The 21,204-nt window shown below is 69.2% G+C and carries 23 protein-coding genes and 1 pseudogene; 14 read left to right on the forward strand and 10 right to left on the reverse strand.

Going from position 1 to position 21,204, the window contains the following annotated elements:
* Nucleotides 1-83 precede the first annotated feature (83 nt).
* Nucleotides 84-344, forward strand: coding sequence for a YciI family protein (locus ACFQV6_RS26725; protein ID WP_378030341.1), 261 nt, complete (start codon nucleotides 84-86; stop codon nucleotides 342-344).
* Nucleotides 345-466: 122 nt separating this feature from the next.
* Nucleotides 467-2,332 (forward strand): diguanylate cyclase domain-containing protein, encoded by a 1,866-nt coding sequence (locus tag ACFQV6_RS26730; RefSeq protein WP_378030342.1) that lies wholly within the window; start codon nucleotides 467-469, stop codon nucleotides 2,330-2,332.
* A 38-nt stretch (nucleotides 2,333-2,370) separates the two neighbouring features.
* Here the strand turns inward: ACFQV6_RS26730 and pip are convergent, their stop codons facing one another.
* The 6 genes and pseudogenes from pip to ACFQV6_RS26760 form a co-directional block, all read right to left on the reverse strand.
* Nucleotides 2,371-3,336 carry a prolyl aminopeptidase gene (gene pip / locus ACFQV6_RS26735; protein ID WP_378030343.1) on the reverse strand — a complete coding sequence of 322 codons (966 nt, stop codon included), beginning with the start codon at nucleotides 3,334-3,336 and terminating at the stop codon, nucleotides 2,371-2,373.
* A gap of 92 nt (nucleotides 3,337-3,428) precedes the next feature.
* Nucleotides 3,429-4,223: a S1 family peptidase gene (locus ACFQV6_RS26740; protein WP_378030344.1), complete on the reverse strand. Its 795-nt coding sequence runs from the start codon at nucleotides 4,221-4,223 to the stop codon at nucleotides 3,429-3,431.
* Between the two features lie 153 nt (nucleotides 4,224-4,376).
* Nucleotides 4,377-5,261 carry an aminoglycoside phosphotransferase family protein gene (locus tag ACFQV6_RS26745; protein WP_378030345.1) on the reverse strand — a complete coding sequence of 295 codons (885 nt, stop codon included), beginning with the start codon at nucleotides 5,259-5,261 and terminating at the stop codon, nucleotides 4,377-4,379.
* Nucleotides 5,262-5,279: 18 nt separating this feature from the next.
* Nucleotides 5,280-6,548 (reverse strand): annotated as a pseudogene (locus tag ACFQV6_RS26750) (M14 family metallopeptidase); the annotation flags it as partial.
* A gap of 217 nt (nucleotides 6,549-6,765) precedes the next feature.
* Entirely contained in the window at nucleotides 6,766-7,011 is a 246-nt protein-coding gene (locus ACFQV6_RS26755) for a hypothetical protein (protein WP_378030346.1), read from the reverse strand.
* 15 nt (nucleotides 7,012-7,026) lie between these two features.
* Entirely contained in the window at nucleotides 7,027-7,245 is a 219-nt protein-coding gene (locus tag ACFQV6_RS26760; RefSeq protein ID WP_378030347.1) for a hypothetical protein, read from the reverse strand.
* Nucleotides 7,246-7,547: 302 nt separating this feature from the next.
* Between ACFQV6_RS26760 and ACFQV6_RS26765 the strand changes: the two genes are divergently transcribed.
* Together ACFQV6_RS26765 and ACFQV6_RS26770 are read left to right on the forward strand one after the other, a co-directional pair.
* Nucleotides 7,548-7,853, forward strand: a complete 306-nt coding sequence (locus tag ACFQV6_RS26765; RefSeq protein ID WP_378030348.1) for a hypothetical protein — start codon at nucleotides 7,548-7,550, stop codon at nucleotides 7,851-7,853.
* A gap of 16 nt (nucleotides 7,854-7,869) precedes the next feature.
* The gene (locus ACFQV6_RS26770) at nucleotides 7,870-8,757 is read left to right on the forward strand and encodes a helix-turn-helix domain-containing protein (RefSeq protein ID WP_378030349.1); all 888 of its coding nucleotides are present in this window, start codon (nucleotides 7,870-7,872) and stop codon (nucleotides 8,755-8,757) included.
* Nucleotides 8,758-8,760: 3 nt separating this feature from the next.
* Here ACFQV6_RS26770 and ACFQV6_RS26775 read toward each other — a convergent pair whose 3' ends face one another.
* Together ACFQV6_RS26775 and ACFQV6_RS26780 are read right to left on the reverse strand one after the other, a co-directional pair.
* A complete protein-coding gene (locus ACFQV6_RS26775) occupies nucleotides 8,761-8,958 on the reverse strand; it encodes a hypothetical protein (RefSeq protein ID WP_378030350.1) in 198 nt (65 codons plus the stop codon).
* Nucleotides 8,959-8,974: 16 nt separating this feature from the next.
* On the reverse strand, nucleotides 8,975-9,469 hold the full coding sequence (locus tag ACFQV6_RS26780; protein WP_378030351.1) for a GNAT family N-acetyltransferase: 495 nt from the start codon (nucleotides 9,467-9,469) through the stop codon (nucleotides 8,975-8,977).
* Between the two features lie 35 nt (nucleotides 9,470-9,504).
* Here ACFQV6_RS26780 and ACFQV6_RS26785 point away from each other — a divergent pair, with 35 nt between their 5' ends.
* Nucleotides 9,505-10,764 (forward strand): alpha/beta fold hydrolase, encoded by a 1,260-nt coding sequence (locus ACFQV6_RS26785; RefSeq protein ID WP_378030352.1) that lies wholly within the window; start codon nucleotides 9,505-9,507, stop codon nucleotides 10,762-10,764.
* Between the two features lie 11 nt (nucleotides 10,765-10,775).
* On the opposite strand, the gene ACFQV6_RS26790 is transcribed toward ACFQV6_RS26785, so the two are convergent.
* Nucleotides 10,776-11,744: an NADP-dependent oxidoreductase gene (locus tag ACFQV6_RS26790; protein ID WP_378030353.1), complete on the reverse strand. Its 969-nt coding sequence runs from the start codon at nucleotides 11,742-11,744 to the stop codon at nucleotides 10,776-10,778.
* Between the two features lie 91 nt (nucleotides 11,745-11,835).
* Here ACFQV6_RS26790 and ACFQV6_RS26795 point away from each other — a divergent pair, with 91 nt between their 5' ends.
* The 7 genes from ACFQV6_RS26795 to ACFQV6_RS26825 all read left to right on the forward strand — a co-directional run bounded on the left by ACFQV6_RS26795 (nucleotide 11,836) and on the right by ACFQV6_RS26825 (nucleotide 19,587).
* Nucleotides 11,836-12,417, forward strand: a complete 582-nt coding sequence (locus ACFQV6_RS26795) for a TetR/AcrR family transcriptional regulator (protein WP_378030354.1) — start codon at nucleotides 11,836-11,838, stop codon at nucleotides 12,415-12,417.
* A gap of 1,060 nt (nucleotides 12,418-13,477) precedes the next feature.
* Nucleotides 13,478-14,056, forward strand: coding sequence for a DUF4956 domain-containing protein (locus ACFQV6_RS26800; RefSeq protein ID WP_378030355.1), 579 nt, complete (start codon nucleotides 13,478-13,480; stop codon nucleotides 14,054-14,056).
* Nucleotides 14,056-14,790, forward strand: coding sequence for a polyphosphate polymerase domain-containing protein (locus ACFQV6_RS26805; protein WP_378030356.1), 735 nt, complete (start codon nucleotides 14,056-14,058; stop codon nucleotides 14,788-14,790). Before ACFQV6_RS26800 ends, ACFQV6_RS26805 begins: the two co-directional genes overlap by 1 nt.
* A 151-nt stretch (nucleotides 14,791-14,941) precedes the next feature.
* Nucleotides 14,942-16,609, forward strand: coding sequence for a carbohydrate-binding domain-containing protein (locus ACFQV6_RS26810; RefSeq protein ID WP_378030357.1), 1,668 nt, complete (start codon nucleotides 14,942-14,944; stop codon nucleotides 16,607-16,609).
* Between the two features lie 533 nt (nucleotides 16,610-17,142).
* Nucleotides 17,143-18,045, forward strand: coding sequence for an LLM class flavin-dependent oxidoreductase (locus tag ACFQV6_RS26815; RefSeq protein ID WP_378030358.1), 903 nt, complete (start codon nucleotides 17,143-17,145; stop codon nucleotides 18,043-18,045).
* 164 nt (nucleotides 18,046-18,209) lie between these two features.
* Nucleotides 18,210-19,091 carry a DMT family transporter gene (locus tag ACFQV6_RS26820; protein ID WP_378030359.1) on the forward strand — a complete coding sequence of 294 codons (882 nt, stop codon included), beginning with the start codon at nucleotides 18,210-18,212 and terminating at the stop codon, nucleotides 19,089-19,091.
* A gap of 43 nt (nucleotides 19,092-19,134) precedes the next feature.
* Complete coding sequence (locus ACFQV6_RS26825; RefSeq protein ID WP_378030360.1) at nucleotides 19,135-19,587, forward strand: HIT family protein; 453 nt, start codon at nucleotides 19,135-19,137, stop codon at nucleotides 19,585-19,587.
* Nucleotides 19,588-19,733: 146 nt separating this feature from the next.
* On the opposite strand, the gene ACFQV6_RS26830 is transcribed toward ACFQV6_RS26825, so the two are convergent.
* The gene (locus ACFQV6_RS26830) at nucleotides 19,734-20,438 is read right to left on the reverse strand and encodes an FMN-dependent NADH-azoreductase (protein WP_378030361.1); all 705 of its coding nucleotides are present in this window, start codon (nucleotides 20,436-20,438) and stop codon (nucleotides 19,734-19,736) included.
* A 26-nt stretch (nucleotides 20,439-20,464) separates the two neighbouring features.
* On the opposite strand from ACFQV6_RS26830, the gene ACFQV6_RS26835 reads away from it, so the two are divergent.
* Together ACFQV6_RS26835 and ACFQV6_RS26840 are read left to right on the forward strand one after the other, a co-directional pair.
* Complete coding sequence (locus ACFQV6_RS26835; protein WP_378030362.1) at nucleotides 20,465-20,896, forward strand: MarR family winged helix-turn-helix transcriptional regulator; 432 nt, start codon at nucleotides 20,465-20,467, stop codon at nucleotides 20,894-20,896.
* A gap of 24 nt (nucleotides 20,897-20,920) precedes the next feature.
* Nucleotides 20,921-21,193: a DUF6518 family protein gene (locus ACFQV6_RS26840; protein WP_378030363.1), complete on the forward strand. Its 273-nt coding sequence runs from the start codon at nucleotides 20,921-20,923 to the stop codon at nucleotides 21,191-21,193.
* The last annotated feature ends 11 nt before the right edge of the window (nucleotides 21,194-21,204 follow it).

Raw genomic sequence — 21,204 nt, forward strand, 5'->3', positions numbered from 1 at the left:
CACCGTGCGAGCCTGCGCCTGACCGCGCCGCGTTGTCCTTTGCCGGGTCGCGCCGCCGGGGTTGCACGGCCTACGGTGCGGGCATGTGGATCGTGGAGCTGACCTTCACCGGCGGACCGGAACGTCTCGCGGCGCGCCCCGCCCATCGCGACCGGCTGGTCGCCCTGCACCGCGACGGCACCGTGCTGATGGCCGGCCCGTACACCGACGACACCGGCGCCCTGATCATCCTCGACGTGCCCGGCCGCGCCGCCGCCGACGCGGTCCTCGCCGCCGACCCGTACTTCACCACACCGGGCGTCAGCGTGACCGACGTCCGCGAGTGGACTCCACTGCCTCTCTAACGACCACTGCCCCTCTGAAGTCCGCTGCCTCTCTAACGACCACTGCCCCTCTGAAGTCCGCTGCCTCTCTAAAGTCCGCTCCGCCGCGTCCGACTAGCCATCGGAGGCGGAGGGAGACGGCGTTGAGCACTGAGCGAGACGAGCACGACCACGGCGACCGGGCCGCCACCGGCTGGATGCGCGGCGCCTTCGCCGCGTTCTACGTAGCGCTGGCGATCACCAACTACGCCACCCTCACCGGCCTCGCCCGGCCGATCATGACCGCCGTGGGTGCCGTGACCGCCGTCGTACTCGGTATGGCCGCAGCAGGCAGGCTCCCACTGCGCCGCCCCGCCGGCAACGTCCTGCTCGCCCTGCTACCGGTGATCGGAAGCGTCGCGCAGGTGGTGATGACCGCCCAGTTGCACTTCACCACCCTGCTCATGCTGGGCCTGGTCTGCATCGGCACAGCGGTACCCTCCCGCCGGATCGCCGCCGCCGCCGGAACTCTCGGCTGCGCCGGCTGGCTGATCGCGATCACCCTTCAGGCCCCGTTGCGCACCGCCGAACTAGGCTTCTACGCCGTCCAACTGACCATCTCGGCGGTCCTGGCAGCCATCCTGCACGAGACCGTACGCCGCCGGCACCGCCAACTCCGCGTAGCCCGCGACGAGGTGGCCGCCGTAGCCGAGCGCTTCACCAGCCTCTTCGAAGCCTCACCCTCCGGCGTAGGCATCGCCGACGAGGACGGCCGCATCGTCGCCGTCAACGCCGCCTTCTGCGAACTCGTCGGCCGCTCCGAGGACGAACTCATCGGCTCCGACAGCGCACCATTCCTTGACACCCCAGCCGATGACTCAGCCGTTGCCGCAACCGGTACCTCAGCCGGAATCGAACGTCGTATCGTCCGCCCCGACGGCACGGAACGCTGGGTGTGGGCGACGGCCGGCCGCAGCCGAAAGTCTTGGACGCTGCTGCAACTCCAGGACATCACCGACCGCCACCTCGCCGAGGCCGCCGTCCACGAATCGGACCGGCTCCTCGCCGCCGTCTCCGCCGCCGCCCGCCGCATCCGCACCGGCGAGGACGCCCGCTCCACGATCATCGACGCCATCCGCGACCTTGCCGAGGCTGACAACGTCACGCTCCTGGAGCCTCCGGGCGGCGGCGGTAGCCGTCACCAAGCCGCACCCACCGAACTGGTAGCAACCGGCGTCGCCGGCGCCGAAGTGCTCGGTACCCGCGTACCCCTCGACGGCACCTCGATGATCGCCCGCGTCTACGGCAGCGGCGAACCGATCTTCCTCGCCGACCCGGCGCTGGATCCCCGGGTGTCTCCGTCACTGCTCAAGCTGATCGAAGGCCGCTCCCTCCTCTGGCAACCCGTCATCGACGACGGCAAGGTCATCGCCGTCCTGGTCGTCGGCTGGAAACGCCACGTCGCATCGGTGAGCGACCACCGCGCCCGCGCCGTAGCCCTGCTCGGCGACGAGACCGCCCTCGCCCTGACGCACGAGAGGCTGCTGCGCCGCCTCGAGCAGATGGCCTTCACCGACTCCCTGACCGGCCTGCCGAACCGGCGTGCCTGGCAGACCCAACTGGCAGCCCTGATGACCGAGTCCCGCCCGCTCGTCGTGGCCATCGCCGACCTGGACCACTTCAAGCACTACAACGACACCTACGGCCACCCCGCCGGCGACGACCTGCTCAGCCGCGCCGCCACCGCTTACTTCCACGAACTGCACGACGGTGACCTGATCGCACGCTGGGGCGGCGAGGAGTTCGTACTGGCTCTACCCGGCCGCACGCCCGCCGAGGCAGCAGCCCTCCTGGACCGGATCCGCCTGGCCACACCCGGCGCGGAGACGTGCAGCATCGGTTACGCCCTGTGGGACACCACGGAAAGCGCCGAGCACCTCCTCGAACGCGCCGACCAGGCCCTTTACGCCGCCAAGAACAACGGCCGCAACACCATCTCCGCCGCCGACCAGGCAGTCACCCTCTCCTGACCGTGCCGTCCACGCCTCACCCCCTCCCCGTCATTCCATTACTGCAGCTTCGCCGCGAACCAGTCGGTGGCGGTGATCAGTTCGTGGGTGATGCCCGGTTCCAATGAGGAGTGCCCGGCGTCTCCCACCATGCGGAGCTCCGCCTCCGGCCAGCGCGTTGCCAGGTCGTAGGCCGTCACCGGCGGGCAGCACAGGTCATATCGGCCCTGCACGATCACGCACGGCAGATGCCGGATGCGATCGACCTCGTCCAGCAACTGCGACTCCGGTTCGAAGAAGCCGCCGTTCACCACGTAGTGAGCCAGGATCCGCCCGGCCGGCAGCGCCATGTCGTCCGCAGTCAGCGTCGCGAGCAGCTCCGGGTCGGGGACCAGCGACGAGATGATCGCCTCCCACCGCATCCAGGTTGCCGCGAACCGTTGCGCCTCGTCCGGGTCGTCTCCGGTGAGCCGCCGGTGATAGGCGCCGAGAACGTCGTCGCGCTCCGCCGGCGGGATGGGTGCGATGAACCTCTCCCACTCCTCAGGCTGGATCCGGTTCAGCCCGTCCTGGTAGCCCCACCGCCGCTCGCTGCTCCGCACCAGGTAGATGCCCCGCAGCACGAGCCCGGTCACCCGGCTCGGATGCTTCTCCGCATATGCCAGGGCCAACGTCGACCCCCAGGAACCCCCGAACACCAGCCACGCGCCGATGCCGAGCGCCTCGCGGATCGTCTCGATGTCGTCGACCAGATGCCAGGTGGTGTTGTCGCGCAACTCGCCGAGCGGGGTGCTGCGCCCCGCGCCCCGCTGGTCGAACAGCACGATCCGATAGCGCTCCGGGTCGAAGAACCGCCGCATGAACGGCACCAGCCCGCCACCCGGCCCGCCGTGCAGGAAGACCACCGGAACGCCGTCCGGGTTGCCGGCCTCCTCCACATGCAGCCGGTGCCCCCCACCGACCTCCAGGAACCGTGTCGCATACGGCTCGATCGGCGGGTAAAGCGTGCGGCGCTCCGAACTCATGAACGGACCCTAGCCGCCACCCCTGACGAAACCGCCGCGTCCGGAACGTACTTGAGGGGCGCCGCAAGGACGCCCCTCAAAAAGCCGAGCCGTCAGCCGCCGAGGCTGCCGGCCGCCGACCGGATTGCCGACGAGAAGTAGCTGACCTGCGTGTACACACCAGGCTTGTTCGGACGGGCACACCCGTCACCCCAGCTCACGATGCCCACCTGAACCCAGGCGTTGGAAGCGTCCCGGCGGAACATCGGCCCACCCGAGTCACCCTGGCAGGTGTCGACACCACCCGACGTGTACCCGGCGCAGATCTCCTCCGCCGCGATCACCTCACCGCCGTACATGGCGCTGGAGTTGCAGGTGGAGTCACTGACGAACGGCACGTTCGCCTTGAGCAGGTAGCGCTGCTGCGAGCCGCCCTCGCTGGCCGCACCCCATCCGGCGATGGTGAACGTCCCCGAGTCGTTGGCGGTGGACGTCGCGATCGGCAGGAAGGCGATCCCGGTGACCGGGCTGGCGAGCCGGATGAACGCCCAGTCGTCGCCGTTGCCGTTGTAGCCCGGCGCGCGGTAGACGTAGTTGGAGCGGCGGGTGATCCGCGTGCTGGACTGCAGGTCGACCGACCCGAGTGTGGCGGTGATCGAGGTGTTGCTGCCGGTCCGGCTCACGCAGTGCGCTGCGGTCAGCACGAGCGTCGAGCTGTAGAGCGCTCCGCCGCAGCCCATCGACAGGCGCACCATCCACGGGAACTCACCCTGGGCGGCGCGGGTGCCACCTACAACATACGGCGTGACGTCGTCAGCCGTGGCCGCACCGGGTGCCGCCAGCACGCCCATGGTCGCCGCGGTGAACGCGGCAGCCACCGTCGCCAGAAGGGATCGCCATCTGCGCATCCAGGTCCTCCTCAGTCGGGGCGTGCCCGGTGGGGAACGCCGCTGAGGGGAGCCTCGCATCAATTAATCGAAATATGTATATCTCAGGTCGCTCATACCGTGCGCACGAGTGGCCCGAAACCTGGCCGACATCAGAATAGGAACAGGCAGAAGTCACTGCGGATCATCGAGGATGCGCGACAGGGTCCGCTGACCGATCCTGCTCATCACCGGATTGCTCGTCTCGTAGAACCACACCAGCCCGAGTGACTGCTCGAACGCCCACGCCTGCCCGCGCGCCCACGTCAGGTCATCGCATCCCAGATCGGCGCGCAGCCGCTGCCTCGGCCCGTGTTCCAGCAGGTGCCACGCACTGGTCAGATCCAGCGCCGGGTCCGCCGGCCGGAAGCCGCCGACATCCAGAACACCGGTCAGACGGCCTTCGGCCACCAGGACGTTGCCGGGCATGAGGTCACCGTGCGTCATCACGTCACCGTCACTCCCGCGGGGCAACTCACGCATGCGATTCCAGATCTGACCGAGTTGGGGTACGGGTAACAGCTTCCCACTCTTCCGGAGACACGTCCGCACCCAGTCGGCATGACTCTCGATCACGCCACCGCGCCCCCGCCCGGCGAACGTGCGCCCACCCGTCCCGACCGCCCGCATCCCGCTGATCAGTTCGGCGAGGTCACCGGCGAACTCCCACGACCCGCCGGGGTCCTCGTCCGTCGCGATCGTCCCGGGCAGCCAGGTCTGCACCGACCATGGCAACGGGTAACCGAACCCGGGTTCACCGAGCGCGACCGGCTCCGGCGTGGCGAAACTCGTCCGGGAGAAGAGGAGTCGTCCCGCGTACATCTCGCTCTGAAGCTCGCGCCGGATCTCCTGGATGTCATCGTCCTCGCCCGCCAGGGGAAAGCGGGCCGTCAGGCCCTCACCGATCCGGAAGATCGCGTTGACGGTGCCGGCGGAGCGGACCTGCCTGACCGGCAGGTCCGCCCACTCGGGGAACTGGTCCGCGAGCAGATTCCGGACGGTTTGTTCGGAGATTCGCACGCGGGGGAGTATCCGTCAGCAGTACGTGGTCTGCTTCCCAATTACCTTGTACGGGCAGTCGGCTACCTCGGCGAGCAGCAGCGCGGCTTCCCGGTTGCGCGAGGTCTCGCGGGTGATGACGCTGGCCGGCGGGTAGAAGCCGCCGCCCGACGCGCTGCCCGGGTAGAGCTCGAACGTGTAGGCGAAGATCTTGTAGGTGCCCCACAGCCAGTCGAGCGAGTCACCGTCGGTGATGTACAGATCGCTTGACTGCTGCGGCGTGTAACCGTTGGTGCCGGCCATCTGGCGGCCGAACGTGGCGAGCGCGTTGGCGTCGTCGGCGGTCATGCCGGTGCTGGTGTTCGCGGTGGTGTGGCCGTAGGGCCAGAGCACCAGCTGCGAGTAGGAGTGGAAGTCGATGGCGGCCTTGATCTGCTGCTTGCCGCCGACCACGCGGCTGTTGACGAAGTCGCGGATGACGCGGGTCTCCGGTGCGGAGAACGCGGACGGCCCGCGGTAGGTGGCCGACGAGGTGCTGCCGGACGAGCCTCCGCAGCAGCCCCAGCGGTAGCCGTAGTTGCGGTTGAGGTCGGTGCCGACGTTGCTCGAGCCGCTGTTGGGCTGCCGGTTCTTGCGCCATGAGCGGTAGCTGCCGGAGGCGATGTCGTATTCGACGCCGTCCGGGTTGACCATCGGGATGATCCAGAGTTCCCGGCTGTTGACGATGTTGCGCACCCGGGTGTCGCCGGCGTAGCCGCTGGTGAACTGGTTGAGCAGGTAGAGCGCCTGCTCGACGGTGAGGTGCTCGCGGGCGTGGTGGTTCGCGTCGAACAGCACCTCCGGCTCGGCCTCGTCGGTGGCGACGTTGTCAGAGATCTTCACCGCGACGATGTCGCGTCCCTCGTAGGACTTGCCGAGCACCCGCTTGCTGGCGATCGCCGGGAAGGCGGCGACGACCCGGTTGATCTCGGCGTTCGTCTCGGCGTAGTTGTGGTAGGCCGAGTCGGCGGGCGGGAAGTCGAGCGTGCCGACGCCCGCGTCCACCTCCTTCACCGTCCACCCGAGCTTGCGCAGCCGGCTGACCTCGGCGCCGGTGGCGGTCACCGTCGCGACGCCGTGGTCGATGTCCTCGATCGCCACACCGGTGCGGGCGATCGTGTTGCGGTGCGCCTGCGTGCGTACGTCATAGATCTCGTATTCGGCGGCGGGGTCCTGCGCGGGTCCCGCTCCCGCGGGAGAGGAGGCGGTGAACGCCCCTGTCACGCAGAGCGCGACCGCGGCGAAGGCGGCGAGGGAACGTCGTCTCATGAACGACCTCCGGGGGTCGGGGAATGGTTACCTCACCCCACCACCGGAAATCGAAGAACAGCAATGCACGCGGGCATGCCAATACACCCCTGATGCCGGTGTGATGACAGCCCGGGTGCGGTCTTCAATGAGCAATTTTCAACCTGGCATCGGGCCTGAAGCTGCCGGGCCGTTGTGCGGCGCCGGCGACCGAGGCCCTCGCCACGTTGAAAAAGGCTCAGTAGATGGCCGGCCAGCGCTGCCTGCGCCTGCGCCGTGCGGCGGCCGCGGCCCGCAGTGCGGGCCACAACCGCAGGCGGCGTCTGCTGTCCGCCGCGGCCAGCAGCATGGCGAGCTCGCGCCGCTCGCCGTGCGGTACCAGGGCGATCACGATGATGAGCGGCACCGCGGCTGCGGCCAGCTCGGCGAACAGGAAGAAGGCGACAAGCATGGACGCGAGACCGACGACGGCGACTGTGGACACGGTTGTCCCCTTCGGCTAATGGCTGATCATGGCGGCCAGGACCAGGACGAGGGCCAGGCCGAGGGTGAGGAACACGGCTGCTGCCGCGGCGACCGTCTCGACGATCGTCCCGATCGGTTCGAGGGCGCGCTTGACATACCTGATCGCGACGACGAGGCACAGCGCTGCCAATGTCAGGAAGAGCAGTGATTGATCACCGAGGAGCGGCAACTCCGGTAGCGATATTTTGACCATGAATGCCACCAAGGGCGTGATGGGCTTCTTGTCTTCTCAGCATCTATGCGACCCACGTGAATTTCCATCGATATTCAGTGGATGCGAATTCGCTACGCATAACTCCTGATCAGGAACATGGCTGGTGGGTATGATGCAGATTGCCAGCAGGCATGTCCGATGTTCGAGTTACTGGTGGTACTAAGGAGTGGTTTCTGGTTCTTTGCCGCGCTGAAATGGTCTGATGTGAGGCCGTTTCACCTTGACCATCCACGATGAGTGAATATAGTGTGCGCGTGACTTCCGTCTTCACTTCAGCCAGCGTGCTCATCGCCCTCGCTGTCGTCGCCCTGGTGGCCATCCGCTTCTTCTTCGCCGGGCGTCCCGCCGCCTCGGCCGGCGACATCAGCCCCGCATTCACGCTGCGGCCGATCGCCAACCTGTGCAGTGCAGGCTCGTGCCCGACGGTTTACGAGTTCGACGCCGACCAGCGGCGGGACTCCGGTCGGCTCATCGTCCAGGGTTTCACCGTCTCGGCCGCCCAAGCGGGCATCGACGTGCCGGACGGCGAGGCGCTGGTCGAGGTGCCGCTCGACCTTCTGAAGGAAGCTTTGCAAAAACTGGCCTGATCGACAGGATTGAGGGGTGCCGATCACCATGGATGGTGTGCCCCTCGACCAGGAACCCGTCGGTGCCGTCCTGGCCCAGATGCGCCGAGCCCAGCGGCTCACCGGCGCCGAGCTGGCCGACATGGTCGGCATGAGTCAACCCAAAATCAGCCGTATCGAGCGGGGTCGGGGCCTTCCCGACCCCGAGGATATCGGTGCCATCGCCCGTGCCCTCGGCGCCGACGACAGGCTCGTGCGGTCCCTGATGGAGCGGGCCGAACGCTCGCACGACCGGATGACCGACTGGCGTCCCACCTCCGCCGGCCTCGCCAGCCGCCAGGAGAGCATGGCCGACTGGGAAGCCGCCGCCGAGGTCATCCGTGACTTCCAGCCCGCCGTCCTCGGCGGACTGCTGCAAACTTCCGGGTACGCCCGAGCGGCCCTGCTGTCCTTCCAGCGCCTGGTCACCACCGCCGACGACAGCGTCGAGACGGCCATCCTGAGCGCCGTCACCGCCCGCATCCGGCGGCAGGAGATCCTCGCCGACCCGGCCAAGTCGTTCCGGTTCGTCCTCACCGAGGCGGTGCTGCGTAACCGGCTCTGCCCGCCGGCCGAGATGCTCGCCCAGATCGCCCACCTGCGGGAACTCTCCACCCGCCCGAACGTGCACCTCGCTGTCATCGAGGAGGGCGTTCCGGTCGACCTGCCGCCGCTGCACGGGTTCACCCTGCTCGACGACACCCTCGTGGTCATCGACGTCTACAACACCGGCCTGATCACCCGCGGCCGCAACGATGTGGGCCGCTACCGCCAGGTGTTCGATCTCTTCCGGAGCAACGCCACCGAAGAGGTGCACCCGCTGCTCGACAAGTACGAGGCCCACTACATCGATCAGCTGCGGTCGCGGTCCACCGACCAGCCCTGACCCTTACGGCTGCGGTGCGGCGTCGGGCAGGTCCGCCGTCCGGTGACCGGTGGGGTCGACCAGGTCCGGTGCCATGCTGCCGCCGTGCGCCTCCTGCTCGGGGTGCTCCTGCTCCGGGTGGGTCTGCTCGGAGACGTCGGCCGAGCCGGGACCATCCTGCGTAGTGAACTCGGCAAAATTATCGGGGTTCTGATCACTCATGATCGACCTGTACCCGTTACGGCGCCGCTGACTCCTCACCGAGGTCCTTGCGCATCTGCTGGGTGGTGACCCGATAGCCGGCCGTCTCGTAGAGGTGGATGGCGGTGGCATTCGACCCGAAGACGTTGAGCTCCAGCGCCTGCGCGCCGTGCTCGCGGGCCACCGCCTCACCGGCCCGCAGCAGAGCCCGGCCCAGCCCACGACCCCGGTGCTCAGCGGCCACCTCGATGTCATAGAGGAAGGCACAATCGGGTACGCCTCGCGGATGGGTCAGCCCGATCCAGATCCGCCCGACCGGGGTGCCGTCCCGCTCGCCGATGAGCAGCAGCATGCCGGGGGTGGCCAGGCCCTGCGGCAACCAGCCCCGCTGCCCCTCGCGGGCCTTCTCCAGAGCCTCGTCCTCGGTCCAGGTGCCCGAGGCGACCTGCTCGGCGGCGAACTCGGCGGCCGTCTCCTCGAACCACACGTCGTACTCGTCCTGGCGGGCGGCCCGTACCGTAACGTCGCTCACGCTGCGCCTCCTGCCTGCCGTGACATCATCGGCCGATGATCGCGCATCCCGGATTGCGGTTCACCGACCACATTGTCACCGTCCCGCTCGACCATCGCCGGCCGGACGGGGACACCATCGAGGTCTTCGCCCGCGAGGTGGTCGCCGCGGACCGGATCGGTGATGACCTGCCCTGGTTACTGTTCCTGCAGGGCGGCCCGGGTGGCAAGTCACCGCGGCCGTTGCGCGCCGAGGCGTGGATCGGCCGCGCGGTGCGTACCCACCGGGTGCTGCTGCTCGACCAGCGCGGCACCGGGCGCAGCACACCGATCAGCGCCCGCACCGTGCGCGACGTGCCGGCCGAGCAGCTTGCCGCGTACCTCAGGCTGTTCCGCGCCGACAGCATCGTCGCCGACGCCGAGATCCTGCGCGAGCGCGTCGCCGGCGGCGCGAAGTGGGACACACTCGGGCAGAGCTACGGCGGTTTCGTCACGATGGCCTACCTGTCGGCGGCACCGCAGGGCCTGCGGACCTGCTACATCACCGGCGGGCTGCCGGGCCTGACCGCGACCGCCGACGACGTGTACGCCCGAACCTATCCGCGGGTCGCCGCGAAGAACGCCGAGTTCTACCGGGCGTTCCCCGGCGACGCCGCGATCGTGCGCGCGATCGCCGGCCACCTGTCCACCACGGATGTGCGCCTTCCGGACGGCGACCGGCTCACCGTCGAGAGACTGCGGGTGCTGGGCAGCGCTTTCGGGATGAGTTACGGGTACGCCCAACTGCACTGGCTTCTCGACGAGGCCTGGCACGGCCCGGAGCTGTCGGACACGTTCCGCCACGAGGTGATGCGGCTGACCGGTTTTGTCGACACCCCGCTGTTCGCGCTCCAGGAGTACACGTACGGCCAGGGCGGCCGGCCCACCGCGTGGGCGGCTTCTCGGGTCATGCAGCAGCTTCCCGCGTTCGACGCCGACGCCGAACCGCTGCTGTTCACCGGCGAGATGATGTACCCCTGGATGTTCGAGCAGATCTCCGCACTGCGCCCGTTCGCCGCCGCCGCGGACCTGCTCGCCGCCGCCGACGACTGGCCCGCCCTGTACGAGCTGGACCGTCTCGCCGCCAACGAGGTCCCGGTCGTCGCCGCCGTCTACGCCGACGACATGTACGTCGACGCGGGCCTGTCGCTGGAAACGGCCGCGGCCGTCGGCAACGTGCGCACCTGGGTCACCAACGAGCATGAGCATGACGGCCTGCGTACCGGTGGCGTGGAGGTCCTGGGCCGGTTGATGGACATGGCCGCCGGGCTCCGCTGACTGCCTCCTGGTCAGGGCAGGACGACGAGCTTGCCGACCGTGTGCCGGCGTGCCAGGTCCACGTAGGCCCGCGGGCCTTCACCGAGGGAGTAGGTGCGGCCGATCGTCGCCGTGAGGTCGCCGCCGGTGGCGAGATCGGCGACCTCGCGCATCCCGCCCAGCCTGCCGTCGGTGTCCAGCACCAGGTCGAACGTGATGTCCTCGCGTGCGGCCCACTCCTGCCGCGGTACCGGGAAGGTGATCGTGTAGAGGCGGCCACCCGGGCGCAGCGTGCGGGCGACGCCGGCGAGCTGGTCGCTCGGCAGCACCAGGTTGAGGGCGACATCAACGCCGGTCACGTCACCGGCCTGCGCGTACTCGACGACCTGATCGGCGCCGAGCCCGCCCAGCAGTTCGTCGTCGCCGGGACGGCCGGTGGCGATGATGTGGGCCTTCGCGGCACGCAGCAGCGGCAGAACGGCGGTGCCGACCCCGCCGGTCGCGCCGACAACCAGAACTGTCTCGCCGGGCTGGATCGCTGCGGTCAGCGCGAGGGCGCGGGCGGTGAGACCGGCGGTGCCCAGAGCGGCCGCATCGGCGGGGGAGAGGCCGGCGGGCCGCCGCGTGATGAACGGGGTGTCCGCCTCCATCACCGCGAACTCGGCGAGGGTGCCGGTGCCCAGCGAGGGCCGCTGCCGCCCGGCGATCGGCCGCAACGCCCGCGGCATGGCGTGCCCGAACAGCTCGTCACCGGCCTGGAAGGCGGTCACACCCGGTCCGGTCTCGGTGACGGTGCCGGCGAAATCGTTGCCCAGCACGTGCGGGAACGGCAGCTCCACCATGGCGCGCATGTCACCCGCGGCCAGTTTGAGGTCGACCGGGTTGAGGGCGGCCGCTGCTATCCGTACCCGAATCTGCCCTTGACCTGGTCTTGGCACCTCGACGTCGGCGACCGTGAACAGCTCCGGTGGGCCATATCCCGTGGCGACGACAGCCTTCATTCCCGCACCCCCATAAGCGGACCGCTCGGTCAGGTTACGGTGCGACCGTAGCCATAACCGGACCGCACGGTCAACTTATTAGGATCACGGTATGCGAGCCGACGCCGCCCGGAACCGGGCCCTGCTCCTGGCCGCGGCCGAGGCCGCCTTCGCCGAACACGGCCTCGACGTCTCGGTCGCCGACATCGCCCAGCGCGCCGGCATCGGCAAGGGCACCGTCTTCCGTCACTTCCCGACCAAGGAAGACCTGCTCGCCGAGGTCATGCTCGACCGCGTCCACGCCCTCACCGGTACCGGTGAGCGGCTGCTCACCGCCGAGGATCCCGGTGCCGCCCTGCTGGAGTTCCTCACCCTGGCCGCCGACCGCCAGCAGCAGCACGACCTCTCCGTGCTGCGCGACGCCCCCGCCGTCAACGAACGCCTCGCCGGAGCCCGGATCCGGATGTTCGGCCTGATCGACGCTCTGGTGGACCGCGCCCGCGAGGCGGGCGCCATTCGCACCGACGTCACCGGGACTGACGTCGCCCTGCTGATGTGCGCACCCGGGCACGTCGCCGCTTTCGCCCCGCACGGGGGCCCGGATCTCTGGCGCCGCTACCTGGCCATCATCTTCGACGGCCTGCGCCCCGAGGGCGCCCGGCCCCTGCCGGTGCGGGCGCCGAGCCTCGGCTGAGCAACGGCAGTGATCGGTGCTACCACGAAGCCCCGTTGGTCCTGACCTTCCATACCGGCGTGTTCAGGACCAATTCGGCGTAAATCGCGACCATGCTAGGCCGTCCAAGGTGCAACCCGACCTTTTCCGCGAAGTTGCCCACCACCGATTCTGGCTTACTCCAGCGGAGGACGGTTCTGTTCTGAGAGTCTGACCTCAGTCGACCTGACCCATATGTCCGAGCTGATCGTCCATCGGAGGGAGCTGCGCAGCCGGACGAAAGGACGGCCAAGATGGGTCAAGAAGACGAGAGCACGAGGGGTCACCGCTTCGGGCGGTGGCTGCGAAGCAACGCGACAACGATCACCGCGGTGGCCACCGTGGTGGCCACAGTCGCCAAGCTGATCAGCTCGTGCTCGGGAGGAGGCCCCACCTAGCGGCGGGACTCCATCACGGCGCGGGGCCGCTCAGCTTGCCAGGCGGGCGGCCCCACGCTCCAACTGCCCATTCCCGGTTCGTGGACGGGAGCTGGCCATTCCCGGTTCGCCAAACGGGAGGAGGCCCCGCCAAGCGGCGAGGCCTCCATCAATCAGCGAACCCGCTCAGCTCTTGCCAGGCGGGCGGGAACGCCGACGTTTCTCTGGTCGTCGATGACGCCGAGCGCCGTCGATGACTGAACCCTGACCGTACCCATCGGGTAGCACAAGCCGCAGCCCTTAGGGGTTATGCACCTTTCGCACGTTAACCCAGCTTGCGTCGTTTTGCGGCTCGTTGGCCCCGGGCGTCACCGAGCGGGTGCGCCAGGCCCGCGATCTGTACGGCTACGGGCCGATCCGCGCCGCTGCGCTGATCGGCCTGCTCCCGGCCCTTGATCGCCGGTCGAAGCTCGCTTTTCCTGCCGTGATGATCGGCTCGGCACAGGTTCCGGACAGAGCTTTCCGAGGGTTCTCTGAGGTTCGCGCCGTGGTTTGCAGCGCTGCAACGCGCTATTGTCCTATCGAAGTTCATCGATACGTAACCTGTGGGTCGGAGCGAATTCATCCGAAAGCTCCGGCCGAACGGCTCGGGAGGTCGCCCCACTATGCCCCGGCTCGCACTGTTCGCGATAGATCTCGTCGCGGTGACCCTGTTGGTATTCGGCCTCTACTTCCCCCGCCACCGGCGCCGGGACCTGGTGGTGGCCTACCTCGGTGTCAACGTCGGAGTGCTTGCCGTCGCCGGTTCGCTGAGTTCCAGCACGGTCGGCGCGGGGCTCGGGCTGGGCCTGTTCGGCGTGCTGTCGATCATCCGGCTGCGCTCCACCGAGCTGGACCAGCACGAGGTGGCCTACTACTTCTCCGCGCTCGCGCTCGGCATCCTCGGCCCGCTCAGCGGCGGACCGCTCTGGATGAGCCCCGCGCTGAGCGCGCTGATCCTCGTCGTCATGTACCTCGGTGACCATCCACGGCTGTTCCGCACCTACCACCGGCAGGTCATGGTCCTCGACACGGCGCTCACCGACCAGGTGGCCCTAGTCGCCCAACTCGAGCGGATCCTCGGCGCACGCGTACACGCGGCGACCGTCGAGCGGATCGATCTGGTCAACGAGACCACCGTGGTCGAGGTGCGTTACTCGTACCCCCAGAATCGGCACACGGCGGCACTCGCGGACGCGCGCTGATGAGCGCGCCCACCCACCTGGATGCGATCTGTCTGGCCGAACTGACCGAGAAGGCCGAGCTGCAGACCCGGGTGGATCGCAAGTACCTGCTGCCGGTGGCCGCCGCGCAGAAGGTGCTGTCCGAGCTTGACCCGTGCACCCGGGTGCTGGAGATCGACGGTATGCGTAACTTCCGGTACCGCTCGGTCTACTTCGACACCCCTGACCTGGTCAGCTTCCGGCTCACCGCGCATCGGCGGCGGCGCCGGTTCAAGATCCGGACGCGGACCTATCTGGACTCGGCGTTGTGCTGGCTGGAGGTCAAGACCGAGGGCTACCGCGGGGGTACGGTCAAAAACCGCCTGCCCTACGAACCCGGCCACGACGACACGGTGGTGCCCGGCCGCTGGTTCGTCGACGACGTGCTCGGCGACTGCACCGGCCTCAGCTTCGCGCCGACCCTGCTCACCCACTACCGGCGCACCACCCTCTACCAGCCGGCCGGCAACTCCCGGGCGACCGTCGACACCGAGCTGACCTGGACCGCCACCGACGGGCGCGAACTGAGCCTGCCGGGCGTCGCGGTGATCGAGACGAAGACCAGCTCGGCGGTCTCCCCGGTCGACCGGCTGCTCTGGGCCTGCGGGCACCGCCCGGTCAGCCTCTCCAAATACGCCACCGGGCTGGCCGCGCTGCGCCCCGACCTGCCCGCCACACCCTGGCGCCGGCTGCTCCGCCGGCACTTCACCGCCTGACCCCGCACCGCCTGACCCCGCACCGCCTGACCCCGCACCGCCTAACCCCGCACTGCTTGACCCCACATCGACGGCCCCATCCGCGGTGCCCGAAAGGGATCCCCCGCCGCGCTTTCCGATATCGCCGAACCACCGGACAAAAGGACCGACCATGCCCAGATTCCCCCGGCTCGCCGTCCCCGCCGTGCTCACCGCCACCGCCCTCGCGGCCTGGGTGGCACCCGCCCCCGCGTTCGCCGCAGGACCTGGCGCCGCCGCCGCGCTAGCCGCCAACCAGGCCTCCCACCTGGACGCCGCCGACCTCACCTGGAACGAATCCGCCGTCGCCACGGTCACCCTGACCGGTACGAGCGCCACCACCACCAGCCCGAACGTGACCGTTTCCGGCAGCACGGTGACCGTCACCGCCGCCGGCACCTACCGGTTCAGCGGCTCGCTCACCAACGGCCAGATCGTGGTCAACAGCACCGGCACCGGCCTGGTCCGGCTGATCCTCAACGGCGTCACCGTCACCGGCAGCACCGGCGCGATCAACGTCGTCGCCGCCGACGAGGTACTGCTGTTCCTCCAGGCCGGCAGCACCAACCGGCTCACCGACGGCACCGCCTCCGCGGACGGCCCGATCGCCTCGGCCGCCGACCTGACCATCGCCGGCACCGGCAACCTGACCGTCACCGGCAACGCCAACGACGCCATCAACGCCAAGGACGGCCTGGTCATCGCCGGTGGCACGATCACCGCGACGGCACCGGACGACGCGATCCGCGGCCAGGACTACGTGATCGTCAGCGGCGGCACGATCACCGCGACCGCCGGCGGCGACGGCCTCAAGTCCGACAACGCGGAGGACGCCACCCGCGGGTATGTGGCGGTCACCGCCGGAACCGTCAACGTCACCTCCACCGGCGACGCGCTGACCGGCTCGACCGACGTGATCGTCAACGGCGGCACCATCACCGCGAAGTCCGGCGGCGGCAGCACCGTCACACCCGGTGACGCCTCGGCGAAGGGCCTCAAAGCCGGCGTGCTGTTAGTGATCAGTGAGGGCCGCACCACTGTCGACGCCTCCGACGACGGCCTGCACTCCGACGCGGCGCTGACCGTCGACGGTGGCACCACGACGGTCGCCACGGGAGACGACGGTGTGCACGCGGAGAAGAACGTGACCGTTTCCGGCGGCACGGTCAACGTCACCAAGTCGTACGAGGGCGTCGAGGGCCTGAAGGTGCTCGTCACCGGCGGCAGCGTGTCGGCGACCGCTTCTGATGATGCGGTCAACGCCTCCGACCCGGCCTACGGCGAGATGCAGAACTCGCCGAACGCGCTGATCTCGATCACCGGCGGCACCGTCGTGGCCAGCGGCGGCACCGACGGCCTGGACTCCAACGGCGCGCTGACCCTCGGCGGAGGCACCGTCGTGGTCGCGGGCTCGGCGACCCGCGGCGGCGGCGAGGGCGGCCTGGACTCCAACGGCGCGCTCACCATCACCGGCGGCACGCTGATCTCCTCCGGGATCAGCGCCACTACCAGCACCCTGCCGAGCTCGGGGCAGGGCTGGGTGTCGGTCACCTTCAGCGCGAACCAGCCGGCGGGCACGGTGGTCCATCTCGCCACCACATCGGGTACGCAGATCGCGTCCTACCAGCCGGCAAAGGCCTTCCGCGGCGTGGTCTTCTCTTCGAGCCAGATCAGCAGGGGTACGACGTACGCGATCCGCACCGGCGGGACAGTCTCCGGGACTGCGGTCGGCGGCGGCCTCTACACCGGCGGCACCCTGTCCGGCACCCAGGTCATGACAGTCACCGCCGGCACCCGCTGACCCCGCCCCGCCCCGCGCCGCGCCGCGCCGCCCCGCGCCGCCCCGCCCCGCGGTCATGCCACCCCGCCCCGCCCCGCCCCGCGGTCATGCCACCCCGCGCCGTGCCGCGGCGTGGGGCGGCTTTCCCGCCGGTCGGCCGGCGCCAACGTGGGTAGACGCACACACAACACGATCGTGTGCGTCTACCCACGTCATAGGCCCTATCAGCTCGCACGCAACCCCAACGTGTGCGCCTATTAGCGCCGCCGTTCCACAACTCGCCCGGAGCACAGCGAAACAGCGGGGACAATGGGAACCGGCGGGGAAATGGGGCCGGGGAAGAGTGGGGATCGGGGGAGCGGTATTGGTTTCGAGGCGGTGACCGGACGCCGGGGCGTGAGCGAGTCGCGCCGGGCCGAGTTCCGCCAGGTGCCCCCAGCGGGGGCGGGACAGTTCTTGCGTACGTCATCGGTGTTGATCTGGGTCTTGTTCCGGGTCTGCCATGCGCAGAAAAAGTGCCATCCCGAATGGATGGTGGTGGCAATCTCGAGCGCATGACGTTTTCGGTGCAGGCGACGCCCAAGGATGCCGCTTCCTGGCTCGAACTCGCCGTCCGGTGTGAGCAGGCGGGTTTCGACACGCTGCAAGTTCCCGATCACCCCGGCTCCTGCGCCGCACCGTCCGTGGCGCTCGCCGCCGCCGCAGCGGTCACCAGCAGGATCCGGCTGGGCGCCTACGTCTCGAACGCCGGAGTGCGCGAACCGATCCACCTCGCCGTCGACGTCGCCACCCTCGACGTGATCTCCGGCGGACGCGCCCGCCTCGGCCTCGGCGCCGGCCACACCCCCGCGGAATGGCAGGCGATCGGGAAGGAGCGGCCCACCGTCGCCGGACGCGTCGACCGCTGCATCGCGGTCGCCGAAGCGGTCCAGGCGCTGCTCGCCGGCGACACCGTGACCCGTGACGAGCCGCACCTCACCATGATCGAGGCCAAGCTGGAGACGCCTCGGCCGGTGCAGGAGCGGATCCCGCTGACCATCGGCACCGCCAACTCGCGGATCCTGCGCTGGGCCGGCGCGCACGCCGACGTCGTCGGTCTCAGCGGCCTGGGCCGGACGCTGGCGGACGGCCACCGGCACGAAGCACGCTGGCGCACCACCCAGGTCGACCAGCAGGTCGAACACGTCGTCACCGGAGCCGGCGGGCGCACCGATCCTCCGCAGCTCGAAGCGCTCGTGCAGATTGTCGAGATCACCGACGACGCCGAGGCGGCCGCCGCGCCGCACGCCGAAGAACTCGGGATGCCGGTGGCGGAACTGCTCGAAGCGCCGTTCGTGCTGATCGGCACGGTGGCGGAGATCCGCGCCGCGATGGTCCGCAACGAGAAGCGGTGGGGGATCACCCGCTACGCGATCCGCGCGGCCGTGCTCGACGCGGTCGAACAGCTGATGGTGTGAACGTAAGGTCCGAATATCGCTAGTCAGCGGGCCGGTCGGCAGGGTTGGCTCAGGGGATGGCCTCGTCCAGCGCATCTCCACCCAGCAACCCAGCTCTACCCAGCAACCCAGCTGCGTCCAGCAGTACAGCTTCGCCGAGCAGTGCGGCTCCGCCGCGCAGTGCGTTGGCCGCCGCGACCGTCACCGTCGTCCTGTGGGCTTCGGCGTTCGTCGGTATCCGCGCCGCCGCGCCGCACTTCCACCCGGGTTCGCTCGCGCTGGGCAGGCTGCTCGCCGGTGCCCTCACGCTGCTGATCTTCCTGGCGATCAGGCGGCAGGGCCTGCCTCCTCGCGCTGCCTGGCCGGGCATCGCGATCTCCGGGGTGCTCTGGTTCGGCGTCTACATGGTCGCCCTGAACTGGGGTGAGCAACTCGTCGACGCCGGCACCGCCGCGATGGTCGTCAACGTCGGCCCGGCAGTGATGGCTCTGCTCGCCGGCTGGCTGCTCAACGAGGGCTTCCCGCCGCGGCTGCTCGCCGGGATCGCCGTGTCGTTCGCCGGCACCGTCGTGGTCGGCCTCTCCATGTCCGAAGGTGGTCGTTCCTCGATCCTCGGCGTCCTGCTCTGCCTGGTCGCCGCCGTCACGTACGCCGCCGGAGTGGTCGCTCAGAAACCCGCCCTGCGGCACGCCTCCGCGTTGCAGGCCACCACGTTCGGCTGTGTCATCGGCGCCGTGGCCTGCCTACCGTTCGCCGGCCAGTTGGTGTCCGATATTGCCTCCGCGCCACTCGGGGCGACCCTCAACGTCATCTACCTGGGCGTGTTCCCCACCGCGATCGCGTTCACCACCTGGGCATACGCCCTTGCACGGACCACCGCGGGCAAGATGGGCTCCACGACGTACGCCGTGCCGGTCGTGGTGATCGTGCTGTCCTGGGCGTTGCTCGGCGAGGTCCCCGGCCTGTTGACCATGGCCGGCGGTGCCCTGTGCCTGGCCGGTGTGGCGGTCTCCCGCAGCCGCCCGATCTCGCGCCGCCGCGCCCGCGAATCGGCTCCCGCAAAGTAATGGGGGAGGCGCTGAGCGTGACGGTCGTCTAAGTTGGAACATTGTGGCATTTGCGGGAACCTGGACGATCCGAGTGGCCGGCGACAACTGCCGCTGGTGCGACCATTGCCGGCCGGACGAGACCGATTTCGGCATCCGCGTGTTCAGCGGCCAGGTCAGCGACACGTACTTCGCCCGCCGCGCGTTCGTCCGTGGCTATGTCGTGGTCGTCTGGCGGGGCCGGCATGTCGTGGAGCCGATGGACCTGACCGTGGGTGAGGCCGGCCAGTTCCATCACGAGACGATGCTTGTCGCCCGCGCCCTCCGGGACTGCTTTCGACCGGCGAAGATGAACTATCTGACGATGGGTAATTCGGAGCCGCACCTGCACACTCATGTCACCGCCAGGTACCCGGGGGATCCGGGGGACGGCGGGCCGCTTCCGGCCACGGAGCCGCCGCTTCTGGACGAGATCCAGTGGCGCAGGGACGCTGCGGCGGTGCGTGCGCTTTTGTGAAACCGCTTTCGGTACGACCGAAGGCTGCACCAAGACCATTCAGTCCACCCGGCGCCCTGTCCACACAGCGCTTTGTTCACGCGGCCGCGGACGCGACCGCCGGCTGGTTGGTCGCGCCCGCATGGCGGCAGGCTGTGCCCACTACTTCAGGCGATGAACCGTTTGGCTTCTTCGCGGGCCCGGGCGTGGGCCTCGCGGCGCCCGGCTTCCGCATCAGCGGTGGCGAGATTCGGCCGGAAGTGAATCGAGCTGATCTCCCGAATACCGGCCCAGCGCAGCCAGTCCTCCAGATAGGGCGCCTGAAAATCAGACCCGAACGCCGGCCCGCGACCCGGCCCGTAAACCGCGCTCGTGTAGACCACCGCCGCCCGCTTACCGCGCAGCAGCCCGCTGTAGCCACGCTCGGGGTCGAACCCAAAAACCAGCCCAGGCTGGCTGATCACGTCGATGAACTGCTTGAGGATGTACGGCACCCCGCCGTTCCACATCGGCACACTGAACAGGTATCGATCAGCGGCATCGAACCGGCGGAAGGTGTCGATCGCGGCATTCCAAGCGTCGGCGGCGGCCCCTTGGGGTTCCTCGCCGGCGAACACAGCCATCTTGGCGGCTGCCGCGTCAGGCCCGAACGCTGGCAGGGTGCCGTCCCACAGGTCGTAGTGCTCGACGGGCAGTTCCGGATTCACCTCCCGCACGGTGTCGAGGAAGGTGTCGGCGACAGCGAGGGACTCCGACTTCGGGCCTCGCGGTGACGCCGAGATGTGCAGCAGCTTGCTCATGACAGCTCCTCTGATGCCGGCCCGCAACTTAAATGCGTGCGCACGCACATTCTTATTCCGATGCGTGCGCACGCACAAGAGTTCGCTAGCCTGAGGTGATGAGCGACACCGACGTAGCCGCCTGGGCGGCCCTGCTCCGAGTCCACGCGGCCCTGGTCCCCGTCCTCGACCGCGAGTTGCAGGCCGCCTGCGGACTACCGCTGACCTGGTACGACGTACTCCTCGAACTGAAGTACGCCCCGAATGGCCGCCTGAGCATGGGCGAACTGGGCGACCGGTCCGTGGTCAGCCGCAGCCGTGTCAGCCGCGTGGTCGACAGCCTCTCCCTGGCCGGCTACGTCGAGCGGGAGAACAGCACCGAGGACCGGCGCTCCTCCTACGCCACCATCACCGAAGCCGGCCTGAACAAGCAGCGCGAAGCCGCCCCGATCTACCTCGCCGGCATCCGCAACCACTTCACCGGCCGGATGTCCGCCGCCGACTCCCGCGCCGTAGCGGCCGCCTTGGGCAAAGTCCTCAAAGCGATGTGACACCGGCCGGTACCGTCCCGCCCTATGCACCCTGATCATCGGCGCGTCGCCCTCGCGGTCGTGCCCGCCGGCTTCCTGCTCGGCTTCCTCGACTTCGTCTGGATCGAATACATCCCCGCACCCGTCGGCGAACTCGGCAACTCCATGGCCGTCTGGGCCGTCGCGGCTTTCGCCTCCGGCTACTGGGTGCGCACCGGCCCCCTGCGCGCCGCCGTAGCAGCCTCGGCGCTCCTGATCATCGCCGTGCCGCTCGCCTTGGCCGGCTTCGGCACCTTCCTGGCGATCGGCATCCGCTGACGCCTGTTCGA

Origin of the sequence: Actinoplanes sp. GCM10030250 (assembly GCF_042666575.1) — a bacterium.
Classification (GTDB): Bacteria; Actinomycetota; Actinomycetes; order Mycobacteriales; family Micromonosporaceae; genus Actinoplanes.

Excerpts from the sequence above, each read along its gene's own strand:
- ACFQV6_RS26725 (WP_378030341.1), top strand. The coding sequence starts at position 84 with ATGTGGATCGTGGAGCTGACCTTCACCGGCGGACCGGAACGTCTCGCG.
- pip (WP_378030343.1), bottom strand. The coding sequence starts at position 3,336 with ATGAGTTCGGAGCGCCGCACGCTTTACCCGCCGATCGAGCCGTATGCG.
- ACFQV6_RS26740 (WP_378030344.1), bottom strand. The coding sequence starts at position 4,223 with ATGCGCAGATGGCGATCCCTTCTGGCGACGGTGGCTGCCGCGTTCACC.
- ACFQV6_RS26760 (WP_378030347.1), bottom strand. The coding sequence starts at position 7,245 with ATGGTCAAAATATCGCTACCGGAGTTGCCGCTCCTCGGTGATCAATCA.
- ACFQV6_RS26775 (WP_378030350.1), bottom strand. The coding sequence starts at position 8,958 with ATGAGTGATCAGAACCCCGATAATTTTGCCGAGTTCACTACGCAGGAT.
- ACFQV6_RS26785 (WP_378030352.1), top strand. The coding sequence starts at position 9,505 with ATGATCGCGCATCCCGGATTGCGGTTCACCGACCACATTGTCACCGTC.
- ACFQV6_RS26790 (WP_378030353.1), bottom strand. The coding sequence starts at position 11,744 with ATGAAGGCTGTCGTCGCCACGGGATATGGCCCACCGGAGCTGTTCACG.
- ACFQV6_RS26795 (WP_378030354.1), top strand. The coding sequence starts at position 11,836 with ATGCGAGCCGACGCCGCCCGGAACCGGGCCCTGCTCCTGGCCGCGGCC.
- ACFQV6_RS26800 (WP_378030355.1), top strand. The coding sequence starts at position 13,478 with ATGCCCCGGCTCGCACTGTTCGCGATAGATCTCGTCGCGGTGACCCTG.
- ACFQV6_RS26805 (WP_378030356.1), top strand. The coding sequence starts at position 14,056 with ATGAGCGCGCCCACCCACCTGGATGCGATCTGTCTGGCCGAACTGACC.
- ACFQV6_RS26810 (WP_378030357.1), top strand. The coding sequence starts at position 14,942 with ATGCCCAGATTCCCCCGGCTCGCCGTCCCCGCCGTGCTCACCGCCACC.
- ACFQV6_RS26815 (WP_378030358.1), top strand. The coding sequence starts at position 17,143 with ATGACGTTTTCGGTGCAGGCGACGCCCAAGGATGCCGCTTCCTGGCTC.
- ACFQV6_RS26835 (WP_378030362.1), top strand. The coding sequence starts at position 20,465 with ATGAGCGACACCGACGTAGCCGCCTGGGCGGCCCTGCTCCGAGTCCAC.
- ACFQV6_RS26840 (WP_378030363.1), top strand. The coding sequence starts at position 20,921 with ATGCACCCTGATCATCGGCGCGTCGCCCTCGCGGTCGTGCCCGCCGGC.